15 protein-coding genes are annotated in these 18,426 nt (G+C 58.4%); 6 read left to right on the forward strand and 9 right to left on the reverse strand.

What is annotated here, in order from left to right; genetic code table 11:
- A partial coding sequence (locus AC2FNU_RS18520; protein ID WP_496791311.1) for an aminotransferase class III-fold pyridoxal phosphate-dependent enzyme occupies positions 1-1,546 on the forward strand: 1,546 nt, incomplete at its 5' end.
- Positions 1,547-1,596: 50 nt separating this feature from the next.
- Here the strand turns inward: AC2FNU_RS18520 and AC2FNU_RS18525 are convergent.
- Together AC2FNU_RS18525 and hemP are read right to left on the reverse strand one after the other, a co-directional pair.
- Positions 1,597-2,073 (reverse strand): hypothetical protein, encoded by a 477-nt coding sequence (locus AC2FNU_RS18525; protein ID WP_496791313.1) that lies wholly within the window; start codon positions 2,071-2,073, stop codon positions 1,597-1,599.
- Positions 2,070-2,237, reverse strand: coding sequence for a hemin uptake protein HemP (gene hemP, locus AC2FNU_RS18530; protein WP_083445319.1), 168 nt, complete (start codon positions 2,235-2,237; stop codon positions 2,070-2,072). Before hemP ends, AC2FNU_RS18525 begins: the two co-directional genes overlap by 4 nt.
- Positions 2,238-2,443: 206 nt before the next feature.
- Here hemP and gph point away from each other — a divergent pair, with 206 nt between their 5' ends.
- On the forward strand, positions 2,444-3,103 hold the full coding sequence (gene gph / locus AC2FNU_RS18535; protein WP_496791315.1) for a phosphoglycolate phosphatase: 660 nt from the start codon (positions 2,444-2,446) through the stop codon (positions 3,101-3,103).
- 322 nt (positions 3,104-3,425) lie between these two features.
- Positions 3,426-5,126, forward strand: coding sequence for a SulP family inorganic anion transporter (locus tag AC2FNU_RS18540; protein WP_496791319.1), 1,701 nt, complete (start codon positions 3,426-3,428; stop codon positions 5,124-5,126).
- 10 nt (positions 5,127-5,136) lie between these two features.
- Here AC2FNU_RS18540 and dld read toward each other — a convergent pair whose 3' ends face one another.
- From dld to AC2FNU_RS18560, 4 genes are all read right to left on the reverse strand, one after another.
- Complete coding sequence (gene dld / locus AC2FNU_RS18545; protein WP_496791323.1) at positions 5,137-6,816, reverse strand: D-lactate dehydrogenase; 1,680 nt, start codon at positions 6,814-6,816, stop codon at positions 5,137-5,139.
- A 19-nt stretch (positions 6,817-6,835) separates the two neighbouring features.
- Positions 6,836-7,987, reverse strand: coding sequence for an alpha-hydroxy acid oxidase (locus AC2FNU_RS18550; protein WP_496791327.1), 1,152 nt, complete (start codon positions 7,985-7,987; stop codon positions 6,836-6,838).
- A gap of 12 nt (positions 7,988-7,999) precedes the next feature.
- Positions 8,000-10,069 carry a TRAP transporter large permease subunit gene (locus AC2FNU_RS18555; RefSeq protein ID WP_496791328.1) on the reverse strand — a complete coding sequence of 690 codons (2,070 nt, stop codon included), beginning with the start codon at positions 10,067-10,069 and terminating at the stop codon, positions 8,000-8,002.
- A gap of 110 nt (positions 10,070-10,179) precedes the next feature.
- Positions 10,180-11,229, reverse strand: coding sequence for a TRAP transporter substrate-binding protein (locus AC2FNU_RS18560; RefSeq protein WP_496791329.1), 1,050 nt, complete (start codon positions 11,227-11,229; stop codon positions 10,180-10,182).
- 334 nt (positions 11,230-11,563) lie between these two features.
- On the opposite strand from AC2FNU_RS18560, the gene AC2FNU_RS18565 reads away from it, so the two are divergent.
- Entirely contained in the window at positions 11,564-12,337 is a 774-nt protein-coding gene (locus AC2FNU_RS18565) for a FadR/GntR family transcriptional regulator (protein WP_496791333.1), read from the forward strand.
- 14 nt (positions 12,338-12,351) lie between these two features.
- Here the strand turns inward: AC2FNU_RS18565 and AC2FNU_RS18570 are convergent, their stop codons facing one another.
- Complete coding sequence (locus AC2FNU_RS18570; RefSeq protein WP_496791338.1) at positions 12,352-12,834, reverse strand: Lrp/AsnC family transcriptional regulator; 483 nt, start codon at positions 12,832-12,834, stop codon at positions 12,352-12,354.
- 108 nt (positions 12,835-12,942) lie between these two features.
- On the opposite strand from AC2FNU_RS18570, the gene putA reads away from it, so the two are divergent.
- Positions 12,943-16,341, forward strand: a complete 3,399-nt coding sequence (gene putA / locus AC2FNU_RS18575) for a bifunctional proline dehydrogenase/L-glutamate gamma-semialdehyde dehydrogenase PutA (RefSeq protein ID WP_496791343.1) — start codon at positions 12,943-12,945, stop codon at positions 16,339-16,341.
- Between the two features lie 42 nt (positions 16,342-16,383).
- Positions 16,384-17,127, forward strand: a complete 744-nt coding sequence (locus tag AC2FNU_RS18580; RefSeq protein ID WP_496791347.1) for a rhomboid family intramembrane serine protease — start codon at positions 16,384-16,386, stop codon at positions 17,125-17,127.
- 12 nt (positions 17,128-17,139) lie between these two features.
- Here AC2FNU_RS18580 and AC2FNU_RS18585 read toward each other — a convergent pair whose 3' ends face one another.
- Both AC2FNU_RS18585 and AC2FNU_RS18590 read right to left on the reverse strand, forming a co-directional pair.
- Positions 17,140-17,925, reverse strand: coding sequence for an inositol monophosphatase family protein (locus tag AC2FNU_RS18585; RefSeq protein ID WP_496791349.1), 786 nt, complete (start codon positions 17,923-17,925; stop codon positions 17,140-17,142).
- A 98-nt stretch (positions 17,926-18,023) separates the two neighbouring features.
- Positions 18,024-18,426 (reverse strand): LysR substrate-binding domain-containing protein (locus AC2FNU_RS18590; RefSeq protein WP_496791352.1); only part of this gene is annotated, 403 nt, incomplete at its 5' end.

Raw genomic sequence — 18,426 nt, forward strand, 5'->3', positions numbered from 1 at the left:
GTTTGCCCGGCTGGGCGATGCCAGCCAGAATGGCGGTTGGGCTCCGCATGTGCATTTCCAGGTGGCACTGACAACAGTTGGCATGGAAGCGGACTGGCCCGGTGTTGGCGATCCGGACGAGATGGAGCTGTGGCACGCGGTTTGCCCCAACCCGGCGGCCTTGTTGAACCTGCCGGATGACAAGGTGTTTTACCAACCCACAGACAAACAAACGGTCTTGCAGGGGCGACGCGATCATTTTGGCGGCAACCTGTCACTGACCTATGACGATCCGGTCATGCTGGTGCGTGGGTGGAAGCATCACCTGTTCGACGAATGGGGCCGCCCCTATCTGGACGCCTACAATAACGTCCCCCATGTCGGCCATGCGCATCCGCGCATTCAGGCCGTGGCGGCGGATCAGCTGAGACGGATGAATTCAAACACCCGTTATCTGCATCCAGCCCAGACCGCTTTTGCCGACAAAATCCTCTCAAAACTGCCGGATCATTTCGAGGTCTGCTTCTTCGTCAATTCCGGGACCGAAGCCAATGAGCTCGCTCTGCGGCTGGCCCGCGCCCATACCGGAGCAAAAGGGATCGTGACGCCGGATCATGGCTATCACGGGAATACAAATGCAGCTGTGGCGATTTCGGCCTATAAGTTCAACAAGCCGGGCGGCGTCGGGAAAGCCGATTGGGTTGAGCTGGTTGAGGTTGCGGATGACTACCGTGGTTCGTTCAAGCGCGACGATGCGGATCGGGCCCAGAAATTTGCCGATCTTGTAGATCCGGCAATCACGGCCTTGAACGAGCGCGGGCAAGGCGTCGCAGGGTTCATCGCCGAGACCTTCCCCTCGGTCGGCGGACAGATCATTCCACCCAAAGGCTATCTGCCAGCAGTTTATGAGAAAATCCGTGCTGCTGGTGGTGTCTGCATCGCTGATGAGGTGCAGACAGGTCTTGGTCGTCTGGGCGAGTACTACTTTGGTTTTGAACACCAGGGCGCGCTGCCTGACATTGTTGTCATGGGTAAGCCGATCGGCAACGGGCACCCTCTGGGCGTGTTGGTAACGACCAAGGAAATTGCGAACAGCTTCAACAACGGGATTGAATTCTTTTCCACATTCGGCGGCTCGACACTGTCCTGCCGGATCGGCAAAGAGGTGCTGGACATCGTTGATGACGAAGGTCTGCAGGACAATGCCCGCCTGATGGGAGACCGTCTGATGACCGGGCTGCGCCAGATCGAAAACGTCTTTGGCTGTGTCGGTGATGTGCGGGGCATGGGGCTGTTTCTGGGGGTGGAACTGATCAACCCTGACGGATCAGAAGGAACCGAGATTTGCAGCTATGTCAAAAACCGGATGCGTGATCACCGCATTCTGATCGGCAGCGAAGGACCCAAAGACAACATCCTGAAAATCCGCCCACCGCTGACCATCGAAGCAGAAGACGTGGACATGATCCTGTGGGCCTTGCGCGATGTGCTGTCAGAGGTGGGCGATTACACCCCTGCCCCGGTTTGCGATCACGATCATCATCATGCCGGATGTGGGTGCTGTTGAATCAAGTAACCCCGGCGCAATGCCGGGGTTAAGCCGTCCTGTACCGGGGATCAGTGGAGAACGGCCGAGGGGGTATGGTGGCCGGTTGTCGGCATCCGGAACCCTGCGCTCATGCGCCTGAGGGCCAGACCCAACTCTTCGGATAGTGCTGCAAGTGCTGGCGCAAAATCCGGTCGCACAATTAAAGACGCCATCATCATTGCGTCTTCACGCGCACCTTCGGAGGCAGCTGAAATCATCTGAGCGAAACAGTTTTCGTCCGCGCCAAGACACGCACATCCCAACCCATGCCGGATCACGGGGCGGCGGCCGTAATGTGCGCAAAGTGAACACAGGCGATCCAGCGTTAGCATCGCAGCCTGCCCGCTTTCTGCGCCCAAAGCGATCTGAAAGTCACTGGCGGCATCGGCCCTTGCACCTTCACCTGCGCTCCACATGCGCAGATACATAACCGCCCCCGCCTCAACAGGGTCCAAGTCGGCAAGGCGACCTACCGTAGCGCCGCCGCGCGTATTGTCAGCGCTCATTTCGTCAGGATCAGTTTGCCCGCGCGGGTAATGCGCAGGGTGTAGAGTTGGTCGCCCAATTCGATATGCGCCAGGTTGCCGCCTTTGGTCAGGTCTTCGGCCTTGTGCGCAGGAAGCATCGAGACAGCGTAACCTTGGGTTGGGGTCGGGTTCTGTACGTTCATCGGGACATCTCCAGAGCGTGTCGGCATAGCGCCAATTCTGTTGCGTTTCATATGATCTGGCTGACCCCGAATGGGCTGGCTTTCTGTTCCTGCGGTTAATCTGATTATTTTAGTAAGGATTGTCAAGTCTCGTTTCACCACAAGTGATTGCACCTGAAAAAAGGGCGGGTTACCTCTGTGGGCAGAGGGGAAAAGGCAGGCAAAACATGACCGCAACTGTAGTATTTGATCTGGATGGAACGCTGGTGGACAGCCTGGGCGATCTGGCTGCAGCGACAAACCGGATGCTGGATGACACCGGGCAGGATCCCCTGTCATTTGAGATCATCAAGGGATTCGTTGGAAATGGCCTGCCCAAGCTGGTCGAACGCGTGATCCACCACTGCGATCTGTCGATGGATCGTCACGCGGAATTGGCACAATTGACCCTCAAGCACTACAACGCCGCCGCCAGCGAAACGACTGTTCCCTATCCCGGAGTTCCCGCTGCGCTGGAACGTTTGAAACAGATGGGCTGCGGTCTGGGCGTGTGCACCAATAAGCCCGAAGCCCCGGCGCGGCATGTGCTGGAGGCGTTGAACCTGTCGCAATTCTTCGACGTCGTGCTTGGCGGAGACAGTTTGCAGACACGGAAACCAGACCCCCAGCATCTGTTTGCAAGCTTCGACGCCCTTAACGGCTCAGGACCGCGTATTTTTGTCGGAGACAGCGAGGTTGACGCTGAAACCGCTGTCAGGGCAAAAGTCCCGTTTCTTCTGTTCACGGAAGGGTATCGAAAATCCCCCGTGCAGGACATTCCGCATGATATTGCTTTTGAGACTGCCGCAGACCTACCCGCTCATGTGACAACACTGGCCACCAACTGAGCGCATTAGTTTTTCGAAAACGGTCGGCGTTCACAAGTCCCCAAAAGTTAAGAGGGGCCGGCCGAGGGGGTGTGACCAGCCCCTCATCGGGGAAAGTAATTACCGTGTGTTTGTGTGGTAAGTACGGTAGGTCATGTTTACCCCTGATAGGCGGCGCGCGAAATTGGGGGTTTCCCGTAGTTGTGTAAATTTCCCTGAAAACCTGTCGAAAACGGCTGCAAAGCCATCTCGATTTATCCCTCTTCCCTTGCATTCATCCCGACCCGGCGCTCTGGTGGTATGAAAGGTGGAAATGAAGGACAAATCGGGCGAAAGGTAACCCATGGAAAAACCGGGCAGAAATCGCAAACTGTCGGCTTTGCCGGTGCTGCAAGGTGTCCTGCCTTTGGACCGATCACGCCTTCCTGCCGAGATGCTTGCAGGGCTTACATTTGCCTGCCTCGCGATACCCGAAGTGATGGGTTACACCAAAATTGCGGGTACGCCGGTCGTGACCGGGCTGTATACGATCCTGATTCCCATGGCCCTGTTCGCCCTGTTCGGGTCATCACGGCACCTTGTGGTCGGAGCCGATTCGGCAACGGCGGCCATTACCGCCTCGGCCCTTGCGGGCATGGCGGTTACAGGCTCGTCCGAGTATCTGGCTTTGGCGTCGCTTCTGGCATTGATGGCAGCCGTGCTTTCGATCGGCGCGCGGATCATCGGATTGGGATTTCTGGCCGATTTCCTGTCTCGCACCGTTCTTGTTGGTTTCCTGACCGGCGTAGGCATTCAGGTCGCCACGGGTGAAATACCCGGTCTATTGGGGATCGAGGCCACGGGGCACGGCACGCTTGCGCGACTGACCGATGTTTTCAACAATTTGGCTCAGGTCAGTTGGCCAACCGTGTGTGTATCGGCGGCCGTTCTTGGTATTGTGCTTGCCTGCACAATGTTGTCGCGAAAAGTACCAGGACCCTTGATCGCGATCGTGGGGGTGATCTTATGCAGTTGGGCCTTTTCCTTCGAAACGCTTGGCATTGCCCTGCTGGGAACAGTGCCCGGCGGCTTGCCGTCACTCTCGATCCCCGAGGTGGATTGGAGTTGGCCCCTATTCAAACAACTCCTGCCTACGGCGCTGTCCATCTTCGTTGTCATTCTGGCGCAGAGCGCGGCGACCTCGCGGGCTTACGCAGCCCGATATGACGAGACGTTCAGCGAGAACACAGACCTGATCGGGCTTGGGCTTGCCAATTTCGGGGCGGCATTCACCGGCACATTTGTGGTCAACGGCAGCCCCACCAAAACCGAAATGGTCGCCAGCGCGGGCGGGCGTAGTCAGGTGGCGCAACTGACCACGGTTGCTATTGTCCTGATGGTCATCCTGTTTCTGACCAAACCGCTTGCCTACCTGCCGAATGCCGCCTTGTCCGCTATCGTCTTCCTGATCGGGCTGAAACTGGTCGATCTGCGTGGTCTGGCAACGATTTACAGACAAGCCCGATCCGAGTTCTGGGTGGCCATTGCAACCGCAGCTGTGGTTGTCGTGGTCGGCGTGGAACAAGGCATCATCTTTGCCATGGTCCTGTCGCTGGTCGATCACACCCGCAGGGGGTATCGGCCAAAGAACGCTGTGATTGTCAAAACTCAGACCGGTGGCTGGCATTCAAAAGACCTGGCCCCGCCCAACCAGTTTGAGCCCGGCCTTGTGATCTATCGGTTCTCGCACGGCATGTATTACGCAAACTCACAGCGATTTACCGATGAAGTCACCGCCATTGCCCAAGGCCCGGACGCCAAACCTGAATGGTTCTGCCTTGACGCGTCAGCCATAGATGAGGTCGATTTCACCGCTGGATACGCCTTACGCAACATGGCCGGTGTCCTGAAAGAAAACGACATCCGACTGGTATTCACGCTGGTTGAGCCGGACGTAAAGGCCGAACTGGATCGCTATGGCGTGACCGACATTGTGGGTGAGGCCGCGTTTTTCGACAGCGGCACCAGCCTCCTCGAAGCCTTTCACAAGCGTCAAAAGGCGTAACGATGTACACTCATTGATAGTGTTTCGCCTTCGACATCTTTCCAATGCCGGGATTGAACGAATTGGTCGGGTCGCAGCATTTGTAATGCGCCGCCAGATCAGGCTTGGCCGGGTACAAATGTCCCACATTGTGCTCGGCCGGGTATTCCGCACCGCGTTCGTCGAACAGCTTTAGCATCGCTGCCTTCAACGCCTTGGGATCCGCACCCTTTTTGACAACGTAATCCTGATGCATGACGTGGCACATAAAATGGCCATAGTAGAGTTTGTGCACCAACTGGCTCTCGATATCGGGCGGAAGTTTTTCAAGCCAGTCCTGATCGTTTCGGCGCAGCGCAACGTCCAACGCGATAATGTCTTCTACCTCTGAGTTATGCAGAGCCATGTAACGCACGGCGGCTCCGGCTGCGGCGAAACGGTGCAAACCAGCGATCTTGGCCTCGCGGGCGTCGCATTCAAAAAAACCTGCGTCGCGGTTTTCCAAGAAACCTGGCAACCACGCAGCAGCCTCGGCGATGCCGTCATCTTTCATCTTCAGGATCAGGTGATGTTCGTACTTGTCGCGGAACGCGACCATCCTCTTGGGCAGAACACGTGGCCATAGCGCCACGGCCATTTGCATGAAACGGTCGGTGAAATTACCCAGCAACGGGATTCGCCGAAGACGTGCATCGACCGCGCCCTTCATTGCAAAGAAGAACGGCAAGCGATCCGTACCCAGTTTGTCGATCATCACTACCGTGTCCTTGCCGTATTTGGCGGTGATGTCGAACACCTCGCGCTGCATATATTCGGCCGAGACGGGCAGTGATTTGAACCTGGACAGGATATGACGGCGCAAAGCGGCCAGATCATCGGGGTTGTTTGTTCCGATATAGAACACTTTTTCCGCGTCATTTTTCCGGAAAGTATCGAGGCGTACAGCAAAGACCGCGAGTTTTCCGGCAGAGCCCGCGGATTCGAACAGTTTGGCCTTGTCGGCGTTGAAACGCGCAGGCGTTTTTGCCTCCACATCCCGCACGATCTGCGCGTAGTCACTGGCTGACGCCCGTTTGTTCGTGGCCCCCGGGTTGCGGTCGAAGGTGCCCGCGTCGAGGCTTACCAGGATTTCCTCGGGCGTGTCGCCCAGATCAATGCCCAGATGGTTGACCAGTTCAAGCTCGCCTTGCTCGGAAATCCGGGCGTAGACAGACAACTCGGTGTAAACGGGGCCCCGCTCGACCAAAGACCCGCCCGAATTGTTGCAGACCCCACCCACAATCGATGCCCCAATGCATGAGGATCCGATCACTGAATGCGGTTCGCGCCCCAGCGGAGCTAGCAGTTTTTCCAGCGCAAACAAGGTGGCACCCGGAAAGCTGACGATCTGTTCGCCGTTGTTCAGAGGGACCAGCGTGTCCATCCGGCGCGTGTTGATCAACACAACATCGCGGTCATAGCTACCCGACGGTGTGGAACCTTCGGTCAGGCCGGTGTTGGCGGCCTGCATGATGACGATCTTGTCCGAGGCAACACAGGCTTGCAGGATTTTCCACTGTTCCAACAGGGTGCCGGGTTGAATGACACAAAGCGCCTCACCCTCGCCCGAGCGAAACCCACGCCGGAACCGCTCGGTCGCGCGTTCGCCGGTCAGGACGTGGCGCGACCCGACGATAGAACGGAAATGTTTGATCAACTCGTCATTGGTCATATCGGCCCCCACTTTGGGTTCAGGCGTTGCGGAAACGGATATTCTCGCGGCTCAGTTGGTCGACGCTGGTGACGCCCATCAGTTTCATATCGCGTTCGATTTCGGCCCGCATCAGGCCAAGCGCGCGTTCGACACCCGCCTGCCCTGCGGCAGCCAACGGGTACAGGTAGTGACGACCAACACCCACGGCTTTGGCCCCAATCGACAGCGCCTTCAGCACATGGGTACCACGCTGGATGCCACTGTCCATCATCACGTCCAGCTTGTCACCGACAGCGTCCACTATCTCGGACAATTGATCGAAAGGCGTTCGCGAGCCGTCCAACTGGCGTCCACCGTGGTTCGACAGGATGATGCCGGTGCAGCCGATCTCGGCCGCGCGATTGGCATCTTCGACGGTCATGATGCCCTTGAGGCAGAACTGACCGTCCCAGTCGCGTACCATCTGCGCCACGTCATCCCAGTTCATCGACGGATCGAGCATGTCGGTAAAGTAACCACCAATCGAGCTGGCGCCGCCGCCCATATCCACGTGTTCTTCCAGTTGCGGCAGGCGGAATTTCTCGTGCGTGACGTAGTTGATCCCCCACATCGGCTTGATCGCAAACTGGATCATCCCACCCAGCGTCAGCCGGAACGGGATCGAGAACCCGGTGCGCAGGTCACGCTCACGATTGCCGCCGGTGATGCTGTCAACGGTCAGCATCATGACCTCGACCCCCGCCTCTTTGGCGCGCTGCATCATGGCGGCGTTCAGGCCGCGATCCTTGTGGAAATAGAACTGATAGACCTGCGGATTTTTGTGTTTCTTACGCAGCTCTTCCAGCGACACAGTGCCCAGTGAGGACACGCCAAACATCGTCCCGTATTTCTCGGCCGCGGCTGCCACCGCGCGTTCGCCTTGATGATGGAACAGGCGCTGTAACGCGGTGGGCGAGCAATAGACGGGCATGTCCAGCTTTTGCCCCATGACCGTGACCGACATGTCCACGTCCGACACACCGCGCAGGACCGAGGGCAACAGATCGCAACGGTCGAACGCATTGGTGTTTTCCCGATACGTCACCTCATCATCCGCGCCACCGTCGATATAGTTGAAGATGGGCCCCGGCAGCCGCTGTTTGGCCAGCCGCCGGAAGTCGTGGAAGTTATGACATTGGCTCAGACGCATCGGGCAGGCTCCTTAGTAAGCGACCGAAGGCAACCAGGTTGCAAGGGTCGGCCACAGGAAGACTAACGCCAGACCGGCCAGCTGCAACAACACGAAGGGGATGATGCCTTTGTAGATGTGGGTCAGCTTGATCTCGGGCGGGCAGACGCCTTTCAGATAGAACAGTGCGAAGCCAACAGGCGGCGTCAGGAAACTGGTTTGCAGCGTCACCGCGACCAGGATCACGAACCACACCAGCGCCGGCTCATCCAGTACGCCGAAGCCCGGGATGTCGATGCCCAAACCATTCACGATGGGGCGCATCAGGGGCAGCACGATCAGCGTGATCTCGATCCAGTCCAGAACGAAGCCCAGCAGGAACACGATGAACAGGATGAACAGGATCGTCCCGTTGGCACCAAAGCCGGTCGATTGCACGACATGCTCGATCAACTCGTCCCCGCCCAATTCACGCAGGACGTAGGAGAATACCGTCGCGCCAAGGAAGATCGCGAAGATGTACGCAGTGGTGTTGAAAGTCGACACCAGCACGTTCCACAGCTTGGCGAAAGTCAGCTTGCGATAGCCCAGCGCCAGCAGTGTCGCACCCAGCGCACCGATGCCCGAGGCTTCGGTTGGCGTGGTCAGACCTGCGAAGATCGAGCCCAGCACGGCGAGGATCAGCATCAGCGTCGGGATAACGGCGATCAGGACGTCCTTGACGGCGGCCCAGTCGGGGGCTTTCGCACCTTCAGGCACAGGGGCCGCATCGCGTTTCACCAGCGCGAGGATGAAGATGTAAGTCAGGTACAGACCACCGATGATGACACCTGGGAAAACAGCAGCCATGAACAGATCCCCAACAGACAGGGCCATCTGGTCGGCCATGATCACCAGCATGATTGAGGGCGGGATCAGAATACCCAGCGTACCGGAGGCCGAGACGACACCGGCTGCCAGCGTTGGCTGATATTTTTGCTGCATCATCGACGGCAACGACAGCACGCCCAGCAGAACCACAGATGCTCCGATAATTCCGGTCGAGGCCGCCAGAATGATCCCGATCAGGGTCACAGTGATCGCAAGACCACCGCGCACGGTGCCAAAGAGGCGCTGCATCGATGACATCAGACGCTCAGCCACACCGGATTCGTCCAGCATAAGGCCCATGAAGATGAACATCGGCAGGGCGACCAGAACTGCGTTGGACATGGTGGCATAAACGCGGTTCACCACAGCCCCCAAGGTCAGGTAGTCGAGCCCGGTGAAGGTGCTCTCGAGCCCTGTCCACAGCATCAGATCATTGTCGAACAGGTATGCAAGACCGCAATAGGCCACACCGACACCGGCCAGTACCCACGCCACCGGATACCCGGTGAAGAGCAGAGCGATGAAGGTCAGGAACATCGCGATGACCAGCTTTTCCTCGGTCGTTTCGACAAGGAAGGTCAAGCCCACGCAGACGGCGGCGAACACGGCCAGAACCAGCAGGATACGACGCAACGGCGCGCCTTCCCGTTCCGAGGCCGGCCCATAGAGCAGCGCGTGCCCGTCGTGGATCAGTCGCGCCAACGCCGCCAGTGCGAGCAGGATGAAGCTGATCGGAATAACCGCCTTGAAAGCCCAGCGCGCAGGCAGGCCAGTGGGGCTGTCCGAACGTTCGTTAACGCGGAAGCTTTCGTAGAAATAGTCATAGCCCTGATCGACCATCAGATAGATGAACGGGGTCAGCAGGGTCAGGATGCCGATCACTTCGATGATCCGCTGCGCCCGACGGGACAGCTGCATATGCAGGACGTCAACGCGGACATGGCTGTCGGTGATCAAGGCATATGAGATGCCGATCATTGTCACGATGCCGTAGAAGTGCCACTGGATCTCGTCCAGCTTGGGATAGTTCTGGCTGAACAGGTAACGCAGCGAGACCTGAGCGAAAATCGCGCCCATCAGCAGCACGTTCGCCCACATGACCACATGTCCTACCGCTTTGACGCTGGTGTCGATGGCGACGGCAATCTTCTGACGGTCGGTTTCGGGATGTTCCAGGATGCCTTCATAGGCTTCGACCGGATCATTGGTGTACTTTTCGTTGGTCATGGTCATACCTCGCTCAGCACCCCGGCGCGCGGGACGGTGAAGGGTTAGAAATTCCAATTTCGGGAGAGTTCGGAGCGGCGGATTCCGCCGCCCCGGTAACGTCAGTTAGGGAGAGTTTACTGACGTGGGAGGAACGCGTTGGTTTTCCAGAGGTTGTAGCCGTCACGGAACTCGTTCATGTCCGCCAGAACCTGTGCGAAGAATGCATCGTTTGCGGCTTCTTCAGCAGCAACCTCGTCCCAAGTGGCGCGGAAGGTATCCAACATCTCGGGCGACCACTGCTTGATGGTGACACCGTTGTTTTCCACGTTGTCGATCAACGCTGCGTGCTGGATCGCCTCACCTTCGGCAAAGCTGTCTGCCATCGACGCCTTACAGGCGCTTTCGATGATCGCCTTGTGCTGGTCGCTGGTTTCATTCCAAACGTCTTTGTTGATCAGCAATTCAAACACAGTCGCCTGCTGGTGCCAGCCGGGGAAGTAGTTGAACTTGACCAGTTTGTGGAAGCCCAGGCGCGCATCGATGGCGGGCATCGAGAATTCAGTCGCGTCAATCGCGCCTTTTTCCAGCGCGGGGAAGATCTCACCACCTGGCAGCAGCGATGTTGCAACACCCAGCTTCTGCATGACTTTGCCGCCCAGGCCAAAGAAACGCATCTTCAGACCGTTCAGGTCTTCGGGCGAATTGATCTCGGTCGCAAACCAACCCGAGGTTTCGGGGGCGATGATCGCACAGGGCAGAACGTGGACGTTGTAGCCCGCCTGATCATACATCTCTTGATACAGCGACATGCCGTTGCCGTAGTAGAGCCATGCCATGTATTCACCTGCTTCGGGGCCAAAAGGAACAGCCGAGAACAGAGGTGCAGCGGGGATTTTACCAGCCCAATATCCGGCTGTGGTGTAGCCCGAGTTGATCTTGCCAGTGGACACAGCGTCCAGAATTTCGAAGGGCGGAACCAGTTTGCCCGGTTCGTACACTTTCATCTTCAGTGTCCCGCCCGACATCAGGTCAAGCTGTTCCGCTACGCGCGGGATTGGCGAGCCCAGGCCCGGCAATTCTGTCGAGAACGCAATCGGCGTTTTCAGCAGCAGTTTGTCCGCGGCCACTGCAGGTGCGGCGATAAGGCTGGCAGCTACGGCCAAGCTCGTCAGGGTCTTCTTCATGAGATCTCCTCCAGGGTTGGTCGGGGCTTTGACCCGATCAGTGGCGCAGGCTCTTCCAGCGCCGCTCCGGTGGTAAACTAACTTTACCATGCTAAACCAGTCAACAATTTTATTTACCACTGGACACGCAGCTTCATTCACTTGAGGCGTGCTTACGCGGCCCTTCAGCGAGTTACGTTTTTGGTTTAAGTCGTGGAGATCGGAAATTTTACCAATTAATTCTTGGCATTATGCCTAAAAAATCAGCAAATCGTGTTTGCTTGAAAATTTCCGCGATATGGTTATATTTATTTACCAGTAATATGATCTTCGCATTTCATATGAGGCAAAACCCATGAACACCAAGGCGATTTTTGAACCGGTCGGACACGAATCGCTGGCGGATGCGGTTGTCTCACAAATCGAAGATCTGATCGCATCGGGCATTCTTAAACAGGGACGCAAGCTTCCTTCCGAGCGTGATCTGGCAGAGATGCTGCGCGTGTCGCGCCCGAAACTGCGCGAGGCTCTGGCCGTGCTGGAAGAACGTGGTTTGGTGACCACTCAGCACGGCGAAGGTACGTTTGTGGCCGCTCTGACCGGACAGGCGATGCTGCCAGCCTTGCTCGCCCTTTACGAACGGCACGAGCCCGCGTTTTTTGACTATCTTGAATACCGCCGCGAGCAGGAAGGGTTTGCTGCACGACTGGCCGCGCGGCGCGCGACCAAGGCGGACAAGGAACGAATTGCCGAGATTCTGGCCGAAAACCAACGCGCCTGGGAAGAAAATGATGCCGTGGCCTCGCGCGAGGCAGATTTCGCGCTGCATTCCGCCATTGTTGATGCCAGCCAGAATGCAACCCTTATTCACATGATGGCGTCCATTTATGAATTGACCAAGCAAGGTGTCTTCTACAACCGCAGCTTTTTGAAGTCGATTGACGGGTCTGGGAAGAAGTTGCTGGAACAGCATCTGGAATTGGGTCAGGCCGTGATCGACAGCGACGAGGAGCGTGCCGAACAGGCCGCGTTGGCGCATATTGATTTCGTGGAAGACTCTTTCAAACTGGGAATCGAACAGCAACGCCGCGAAGCCATGGCTGAAAAGCGTCGGATATTGTCCCGCTGATCACCTGCGCGCGGTTAACCTGTCACGTCCCACGCGCCCAACATGCCGGTTTCCTTAACCGCCTCCATCGCCACAAAGGTAGACGTGCTTGCCACATGCGGCAGAGACGAGATCTTTTCGGCCAGCACCGCGCGGTATTCAGACATGGATCCGGTTCGCACCTTCAATAGGTAGTCGAAGTTCGATGCAATCATATGGGCCTGTTCGACCTCTGCGATCCTGCGGACAGCGGCATTGAACTCGGCCAGTGCCTTTTCGCGCGTGTCGGTCATGCGCACCTCGACAAAAGCCACGTGATCCAGGCCCAAACGGATCGGATCAAGCATTGCCCGATACCCTTTTATCACGCCGCTCGCCTCAAGTCGTTTAAGCCGCGCTTGCGTCGGGGACTTCGACAAACCGATCTCGCGCGCAAGATCAGCAACCGAAACACGGCCATCTTCAGCCAGTATTTTCAGAATCGACCGGTCGAAGCGGTCCAGATCAGGAAAGTTCATTTGCACTGTTTTTTACCGTAAATTCGGAACACTTGCCTCTTGATAGATCAAACTCGGTCCGATGTCCCGTTTCTTCCGACATATATTATCGCAAAGACCGGAGGACCCATGTCTCATAGCCTGCGCACACTCATTGACACCCCAACCTATGCCGATCAGTCGGTTGTTCTTGAAAACCTGATCGCTCAGGCAAGCCTGACGGATGCAGATCGCAGCGCCATCTGTGCCGCCGCTGCGCAGCTGGTCCGGGACATCCGATCCAGCACATCGCCTGGTTTGATGGAAGTGTTTCTGGCCGAATACGGCCTGTCCACCGACGAAGGGGTTGCCCTGATGTGTCTGGCCGAAGCGCTGTTGCGCGTACCGGACGCCGACACCATCGATGCGCTGATCGAGGACAAGATCGCGCCATCCGATTGGGGCAAACATCTGGGGCAATCCTCATCATCGCTGGTGAATGCGTCGACCTGGGCGCTGATGCTGACCGGCAAGGTCTTGGACGAAGGCAAAACTTCTCCGGTCGGAGCGTTGCGCGGGGCCATCAAACGTTTGGGTGAGCCGGTGATCCGCACCGCTGTCGCACGCGCCATGAAAGAAATGGGGCGGCAGTTCGTTCTGGGCGAGACCATCCAGTCCGCAATGGATCGTGCCCGCGGGATGGAGGACAAGGGATACACCTATTCCTACGACATGCTGGGCGAGGCCGCGCGGACCGAAGCGGACGCTGCCCGCTATCACCTGTCCTATTCGCGCGCCATTTCGGCCATTGCCGAGGCCTGTATCCATGACGATATTCGCGCCAATCCCGGCATCTCGGTCAAGCTGTCCGCCCTGCACCCCCGCTATGAGCTGGCGCAGGAAAAGAAGGTCATGGACGAGCTGGTTCCCCGGCTGCGGGCTCTGGCGCTGCTGGCAAAGGCTGCTGGCATGGGTCTGAATGTTGACGCGGAAGAGGCTGATCGCCTTTCGCTGTCACTGCAAGTGATCGAAGCTGTGATGGGTGATCCGGCCTTGACCGGATGGGACGGGTTCGGAATCGTGGTGCAGGCTTACGGGCCGCGCGCCGGGCTGGTTCTGGATACACTGTATGACATGGCGCAGCGCCACGACCGCAAGCTGATGGTGCGTCTGGTCAAAGGCGCCTATTGGGACACCGAGATAAAACGCGCGCAGGTCGAAGGGGTGGATGGGTTTCCGGTCTTCACCCACAAGGCGGCGACCGATGTCTCTTACGTCGCCAATGCCCGCAAATTGCTGAACATGACCGACCGGATCTATCCGCAGTTTGCCACCCACAACGCCCATACGGTCAGCGCCATCCTGCACATGGCCGACGATCAGCCCTACGAGTTCCAGCGCCTGCACGGTATGGGCGAAACCCTGCATCAGATCGTGATGGGCAAGCAGAACACGCGGTGCCGTATCTATGCGCCGGTCGGGGCGCATCGTGACTTGCTGGCCTATCTTGTGCGACGTCTTCTGGAAAACGGGGCGAACTCGTCCTTCGTCAACCAGATCGTCGATGAAAACGTGCCGCCGGAAGAGGTCGCCGCAGATCCGTTTGTCACCGTACAGACGCCGCCACCCGCCCTGCCGACAGGACCCGAGCTGTTCCAACCAGAACGCCCCAATTCCAAAGGGTTTGATCTGCACCACACGCCCACTCTGGATCAGATCGAAGCAGCGCGGGACGGGTTCAGGGCCCATCATTGGTTTGCTCAACCCCTGTTGGCTGACAAGGCCAAGCCAGAGGCCGAAGAACCTGTTACCAACCCGGCAAAACCGCAGGACAGCCCCGGTTCCGTTGCGCCAGCCAGCGCGGCGGATGCAGAGCTGGCCCTGGCTTCGGCCAACCCTTGGGACGCACCCGCTGTCGAGCGTACGCGCATTCTGAACGCTGCTGCCGATCTATATGAAGCGAACTATGGCGAGCTTTTCGCCCTTCTGGCACGTGAGGCCGGGAAATCCCTGCCTGACGCAGTGGCGGAACTGCGCGAGGCTGTGGATTTCCTGCGTTACTACGCAGCCAATATTCCTGCGGCCAAGCCTGCCGGAATCTTTACCTGCATCAGCCCTTGGAACTTCCCTCTGGCCATTTTCTCAGGGCAAATCGCAGCGGCGCTGGCCACCGGAAACGCGGTTTTGGCCAAGCCTGCGCCTCAGACGCCATTGGTCGCACATCGCGCCATTCAGCTGATGCATGAGGCAGGCGTGCCACGCGATGCGTTGCAATTACTGCCAGGCGGGCCTGCCGTAGGCGCGGCACTGACGTCGGACGAGCGCGTCTCGGGCGTGGCTTTCACCGGGTCTACGGCCACCGCGCTCAAAATCAGGGCCGCTATGGCCGGAAACATGCGCCCAGGTACCCCGCTGATCGCGGAAACCGGCGGTCTGAACGCCATGATTGTCGACAGCACCGCCTTGCCCGAACAAGCCGTGCAATCGATCATCGAAAGTGCCTTTCAGTCGGCAGGCCAGCGCTGTTCAGCCCTGCGGTGCCTGTATCTGCAGGAAGACATCGCCGACGACGTTCTGACCATGCTCAAAGGCGCAATGGACGCGCTGAGCATTGGAGATCCCTGGCTGATCTCAACCGATTGCGGCCCGGTCATCGACGAACAGGCCCGGCAAGGCATCGCTGATCACGTGGCCAAAGCGCGCGGCGAAGGGCGGGTTCTGAAAGAGCTTCCGCTGCCGCCCGAAGGAACCTTTGTCGCCCCCACACTGATCGAGGTTTCTGGCATTGCCGCGCTGGAACGCGAGATTTTCGGCCCCGTGCTGCACGTGGCGCGGTTCAAGGCGCAGGACATTGACAAGGTGATCGCCGATATCAACGCCACCGGTTACGGGCTGACCTTTGGCCTGCACACTCGCATCGATGACCGGGTGCAGCATGTGACCGAGGCGATCCACGCGGGCAACATCTATGTGAACCGCAACCAAATCGGCGCCATCGTCGGTTCGCAACCCTTTGGTGGCGAAGGACTGTCGGGCACCGGTCCCAAGGCGGGTGGGCCGAACTACATGGCCCGTTTCTGCGCGCCGGATCGTCAAAGCACAGCGGATACGTGGAGCACCGTGACCGACTTGCCCGCCCCTCAAGGGCAACCGGCGCTGGTCAAAACCCAGTCCCTGCCCGGTCCGACCGGAGAATCGAACCGCCTGAGCGAATACCCACGTCCACCTTTGCTGTGTATGGGGCCCGGAGAAACCGCAGCGCGCGCGCAGGCTGAGGCTGTTCAGGCGCTGGGTGGCACCGCCATTCAGGCAAACGGAATGCTTGACCTGCATCGGCTGGAAAACCTGACCGGAATCTCAGGTGTTTTGTGGTGGGGGGATGACGAGACCGCCCGGCAGATCGAACAGCATCTGGCGCGCCGCAATGGCCCGATTCTGCCTCTGATCCCCGGCAAGCCCGACCGTGCGCGGGTTTTGGGCGAACGTCATGTCTGCGTCGACACGACAGCAGCGGGCGGAAACGCTGCGTTGTTGGGAGGTGCGGCATAAGCTTGCCTTGACGCTGGGCGCGCAAAAGCCCAGCGTCGCACCATGTTTCCGATCCGTGACCATAACCCTTCGGGGCGCACGCCTTACGTTGTCTATGCACTGATGGCAGCCAACATTCTGATCTTCCTCAGCTATGTGGGCATCATGGATGATGGGCCGCGGATCAGCAGGCTGTTTTACGACTACGCCATCATCCCGGCACGGGTCAGCAACGGGTTCGGGCTGGAAACACTGGTGACATCCATGTTCCTGCACGGCGGCTGGATGCATCTGGCCGGGAACATGTTGTTCCTATGGATCTTCGGAGACAATCTGGAAGACGAGATGGGTCATCTGCCCTTCTTGCTGTTCTATCTGGCAGCCGGGATTGGCGCGGGCCTCATTCACATCATCACCGGGCCGGATTCTCAGGTGCCGACCGTCGGCGCCTCGGGCGCGATTGCAGGTGTGATGGGTGGGTATCTGTTGCTGTTCCCGAAAGCGCGGGTGGATATCCTGCTGATCCTGATTGTCTATTTCAGGGTCTTCACAATTCCGGCCTTCATCATGCTGGGGGTCTGGCTGGCGATTCAGTTCTTTGGCAGCGTCACCAGCACCCCTGACGAAGGCGGCATTGCCTATTGGGCCCATACCGGAGGGTTTGCTGTGGGCCTGATCCTGTGCGTACCGCTTTGGTTGCGGCGCGGAGGGGTGCAGTTTTGGGACCGCACCCATGGGCACCCGCCCCATCCGGAAGCGAAGTACAAGCTTTCGCAGTCACGCATACCACGTGTTCCGCGCAAGTAAGTTGAGAACTGTTTAGCCCCGGATCACCTTGGCGAACTGATCAAAGATCGGTTCGTTGGAACAAATCACTTCACCGTCCTCCAGCACATTGCCTTCGGGGTTCAAGGCCTGCACGAAACCGCCAGCCTCTTTCACGATGATGATACCGGCCGCCAGATCCCACGCGTTCAGGCGGCGTTCCCAGAAACCTTCGTACCGGCCAGCGGCGACATATGCCATGTCAAGCGCAGCAGCACCCCAGCGGCGCACACCAGCGCACGCGGGCATCAGGCGCGCCAGATCCTGCAGGGCCGCTGGCAGGTCCGAACGACCGCCAAAGGGCAAACCGGTTGCGAAGACCGATTCAATCATACGGTGACGGCCCGACACGCGAATGCGGGTGTCGTTCATCCATGCACCCTCGCCTTTTTCGGCAAAGAACATCTCGTCCTTGGCTGCGTCATAGATCACACCAGCGACAATCTTGCGTTTGTGTTCCAGCGCGATGGAGATCGCCCAATGCGGCAAGCCGTGCAGAAAGTTGGTGGTGCCATCCAGCGGATCGACGATCCAGCGGCGGGTCGGATCTTCGCCGTCAATCGCACCGCCTTCTTCGGCCAGCCAGCCATAGGTAGGGCGTGCGCCCAGCAGCTCGTCTTTCAGGATGGCCTCGGCGGCAATATCGGCTTTGGAGACGAAGTCCCCCGCGCCTTTCATCGACACCTGCAAATTCTCGACTTCACGGAAATCCTTGACCAAAGAACGCCCCGCTTTGCGCGCGGCTTTGATCATGATGTTGAGATTTGCACTGCCAACCATTGTCAAAAGGCTCCTGTCCGGTCAAACCGCGCGTATACTGCCGCAATGCGCCCTTGCCAAGAGGAATGATGCGCATAACAGACCCGCAGGAAACGCCGCTACTGCGATTGCAGTCTGCGCGCTTCTTCCCGGGCCAGTTTCACCAGTTCCTGCACATATGGTTTCTCAAGATCGTCCGACCGGACCGCCGCGTAAAGGCGTCGCGTGATCCCTTCTTTCGTCAGGGGCCGAGTGACGTAGTCCGAGTTGTACTTGACCTCACGCACGACCCAATCCGGCAGGACTGAAATACCCCGGTTGGACGCGACCAGCAGCAGAATGACGGCGGTCAACTCAACCTGCCGGATCGCGGCGGGTTCAACCCGCGCAGGGATCAAGAGCTGGCTGAACACATCCAGACGCGTACGCTCCACCGGATAGGTGATCAGGGTCTGACCCCGAAAATCCTCTGCCTCGATGTATTCTTTTTCGGCCAGCGGATGGGTCGAGGCGGCCACAAAG

This window comes from Ruegeria sp. BHSB064, from assembly GCF_059613205.1.

Bases quoted from the DNA above. Each gene is read 5' to 3' on its own strand.
- AC2FNU_RS18525 (WP_496791313.1), bottom strand. From the start codon at position 2,073: ATGAGCGCTGACAATACGCGCGGCGGCGCTACGGTAGGTCGCCTTGCC.
- hemP (WP_083445319.1), bottom strand. From the start codon at position 2,237: ATGAACGTACAGAACCCGACCCCAACCCAAGGTTACGCTGTCTCGATG.
- gph (WP_496791315.1), top strand. From the start codon at position 2,444: ATGACCGCAACTGTAGTATTTGATCTGGATGGAACGCTGGTGGACAGC.
- AC2FNU_RS18540 (WP_496791319.1), top strand. From the start codon at position 3,426: ATGGAAAAACCGGGCAGAAATCGCAAACTGTCGGCTTTGCCGGTGCTG.
- dld (WP_496791323.1), bottom strand. From the start codon at position 6,816: ATGACCAATGACGAGTTGATCAAACATTTCCGTTCTATCGTCGGGTCG.
- AC2FNU_RS18550 (WP_496791327.1), bottom strand. From the start codon at position 7,987: ATGCGTCTGAGCCAATGTCATAACTTCCACGACTTCCGGCGGCTGGCC.
- AC2FNU_RS18555 (WP_496791328.1), bottom strand. From the start codon at position 10,069: ATGACCATGACCAACGAAAAGTACACCAATGATCCGGTCGAAGCCTAT.
- AC2FNU_RS18560 (WP_496791329.1), bottom strand. From the start codon at position 11,229: ATGAAGAAGACCCTGACGAGCTTGGCCGTAGCTGCCAGCCTTATCGCC.
- AC2FNU_RS18565 (WP_496791333.1), top strand. From the start codon at position 11,564: ATGAACACCAAGGCGATTTTTGAACCGGTCGGACACGAATCGCTGGCG.
- AC2FNU_RS18570 (WP_496791338.1), bottom strand. From the start codon at position 12,834: ATGAACTTTCCTGATCTGGACCGCTTCGACCGGTCGATTCTGAAAATA.
- putA (WP_496791343.1), top strand. From the start codon at position 12,943: ATGTCTCATAGCCTGCGCACACTCATTGACACCCCAACCTATGCCGAT.
- AC2FNU_RS18580 (WP_496791347.1), top strand. From the start codon at position 16,384: ATGTTTCCGATCCGTGACCATAACCCTTCGGGGCGCACGCCTTACGTT.
- AC2FNU_RS18585 (WP_496791349.1), bottom strand. From the start codon at position 17,925: ATGGTTGGCAGTGCAAATCTCAACATCATGATCAAAGCCGCGCGCAAA.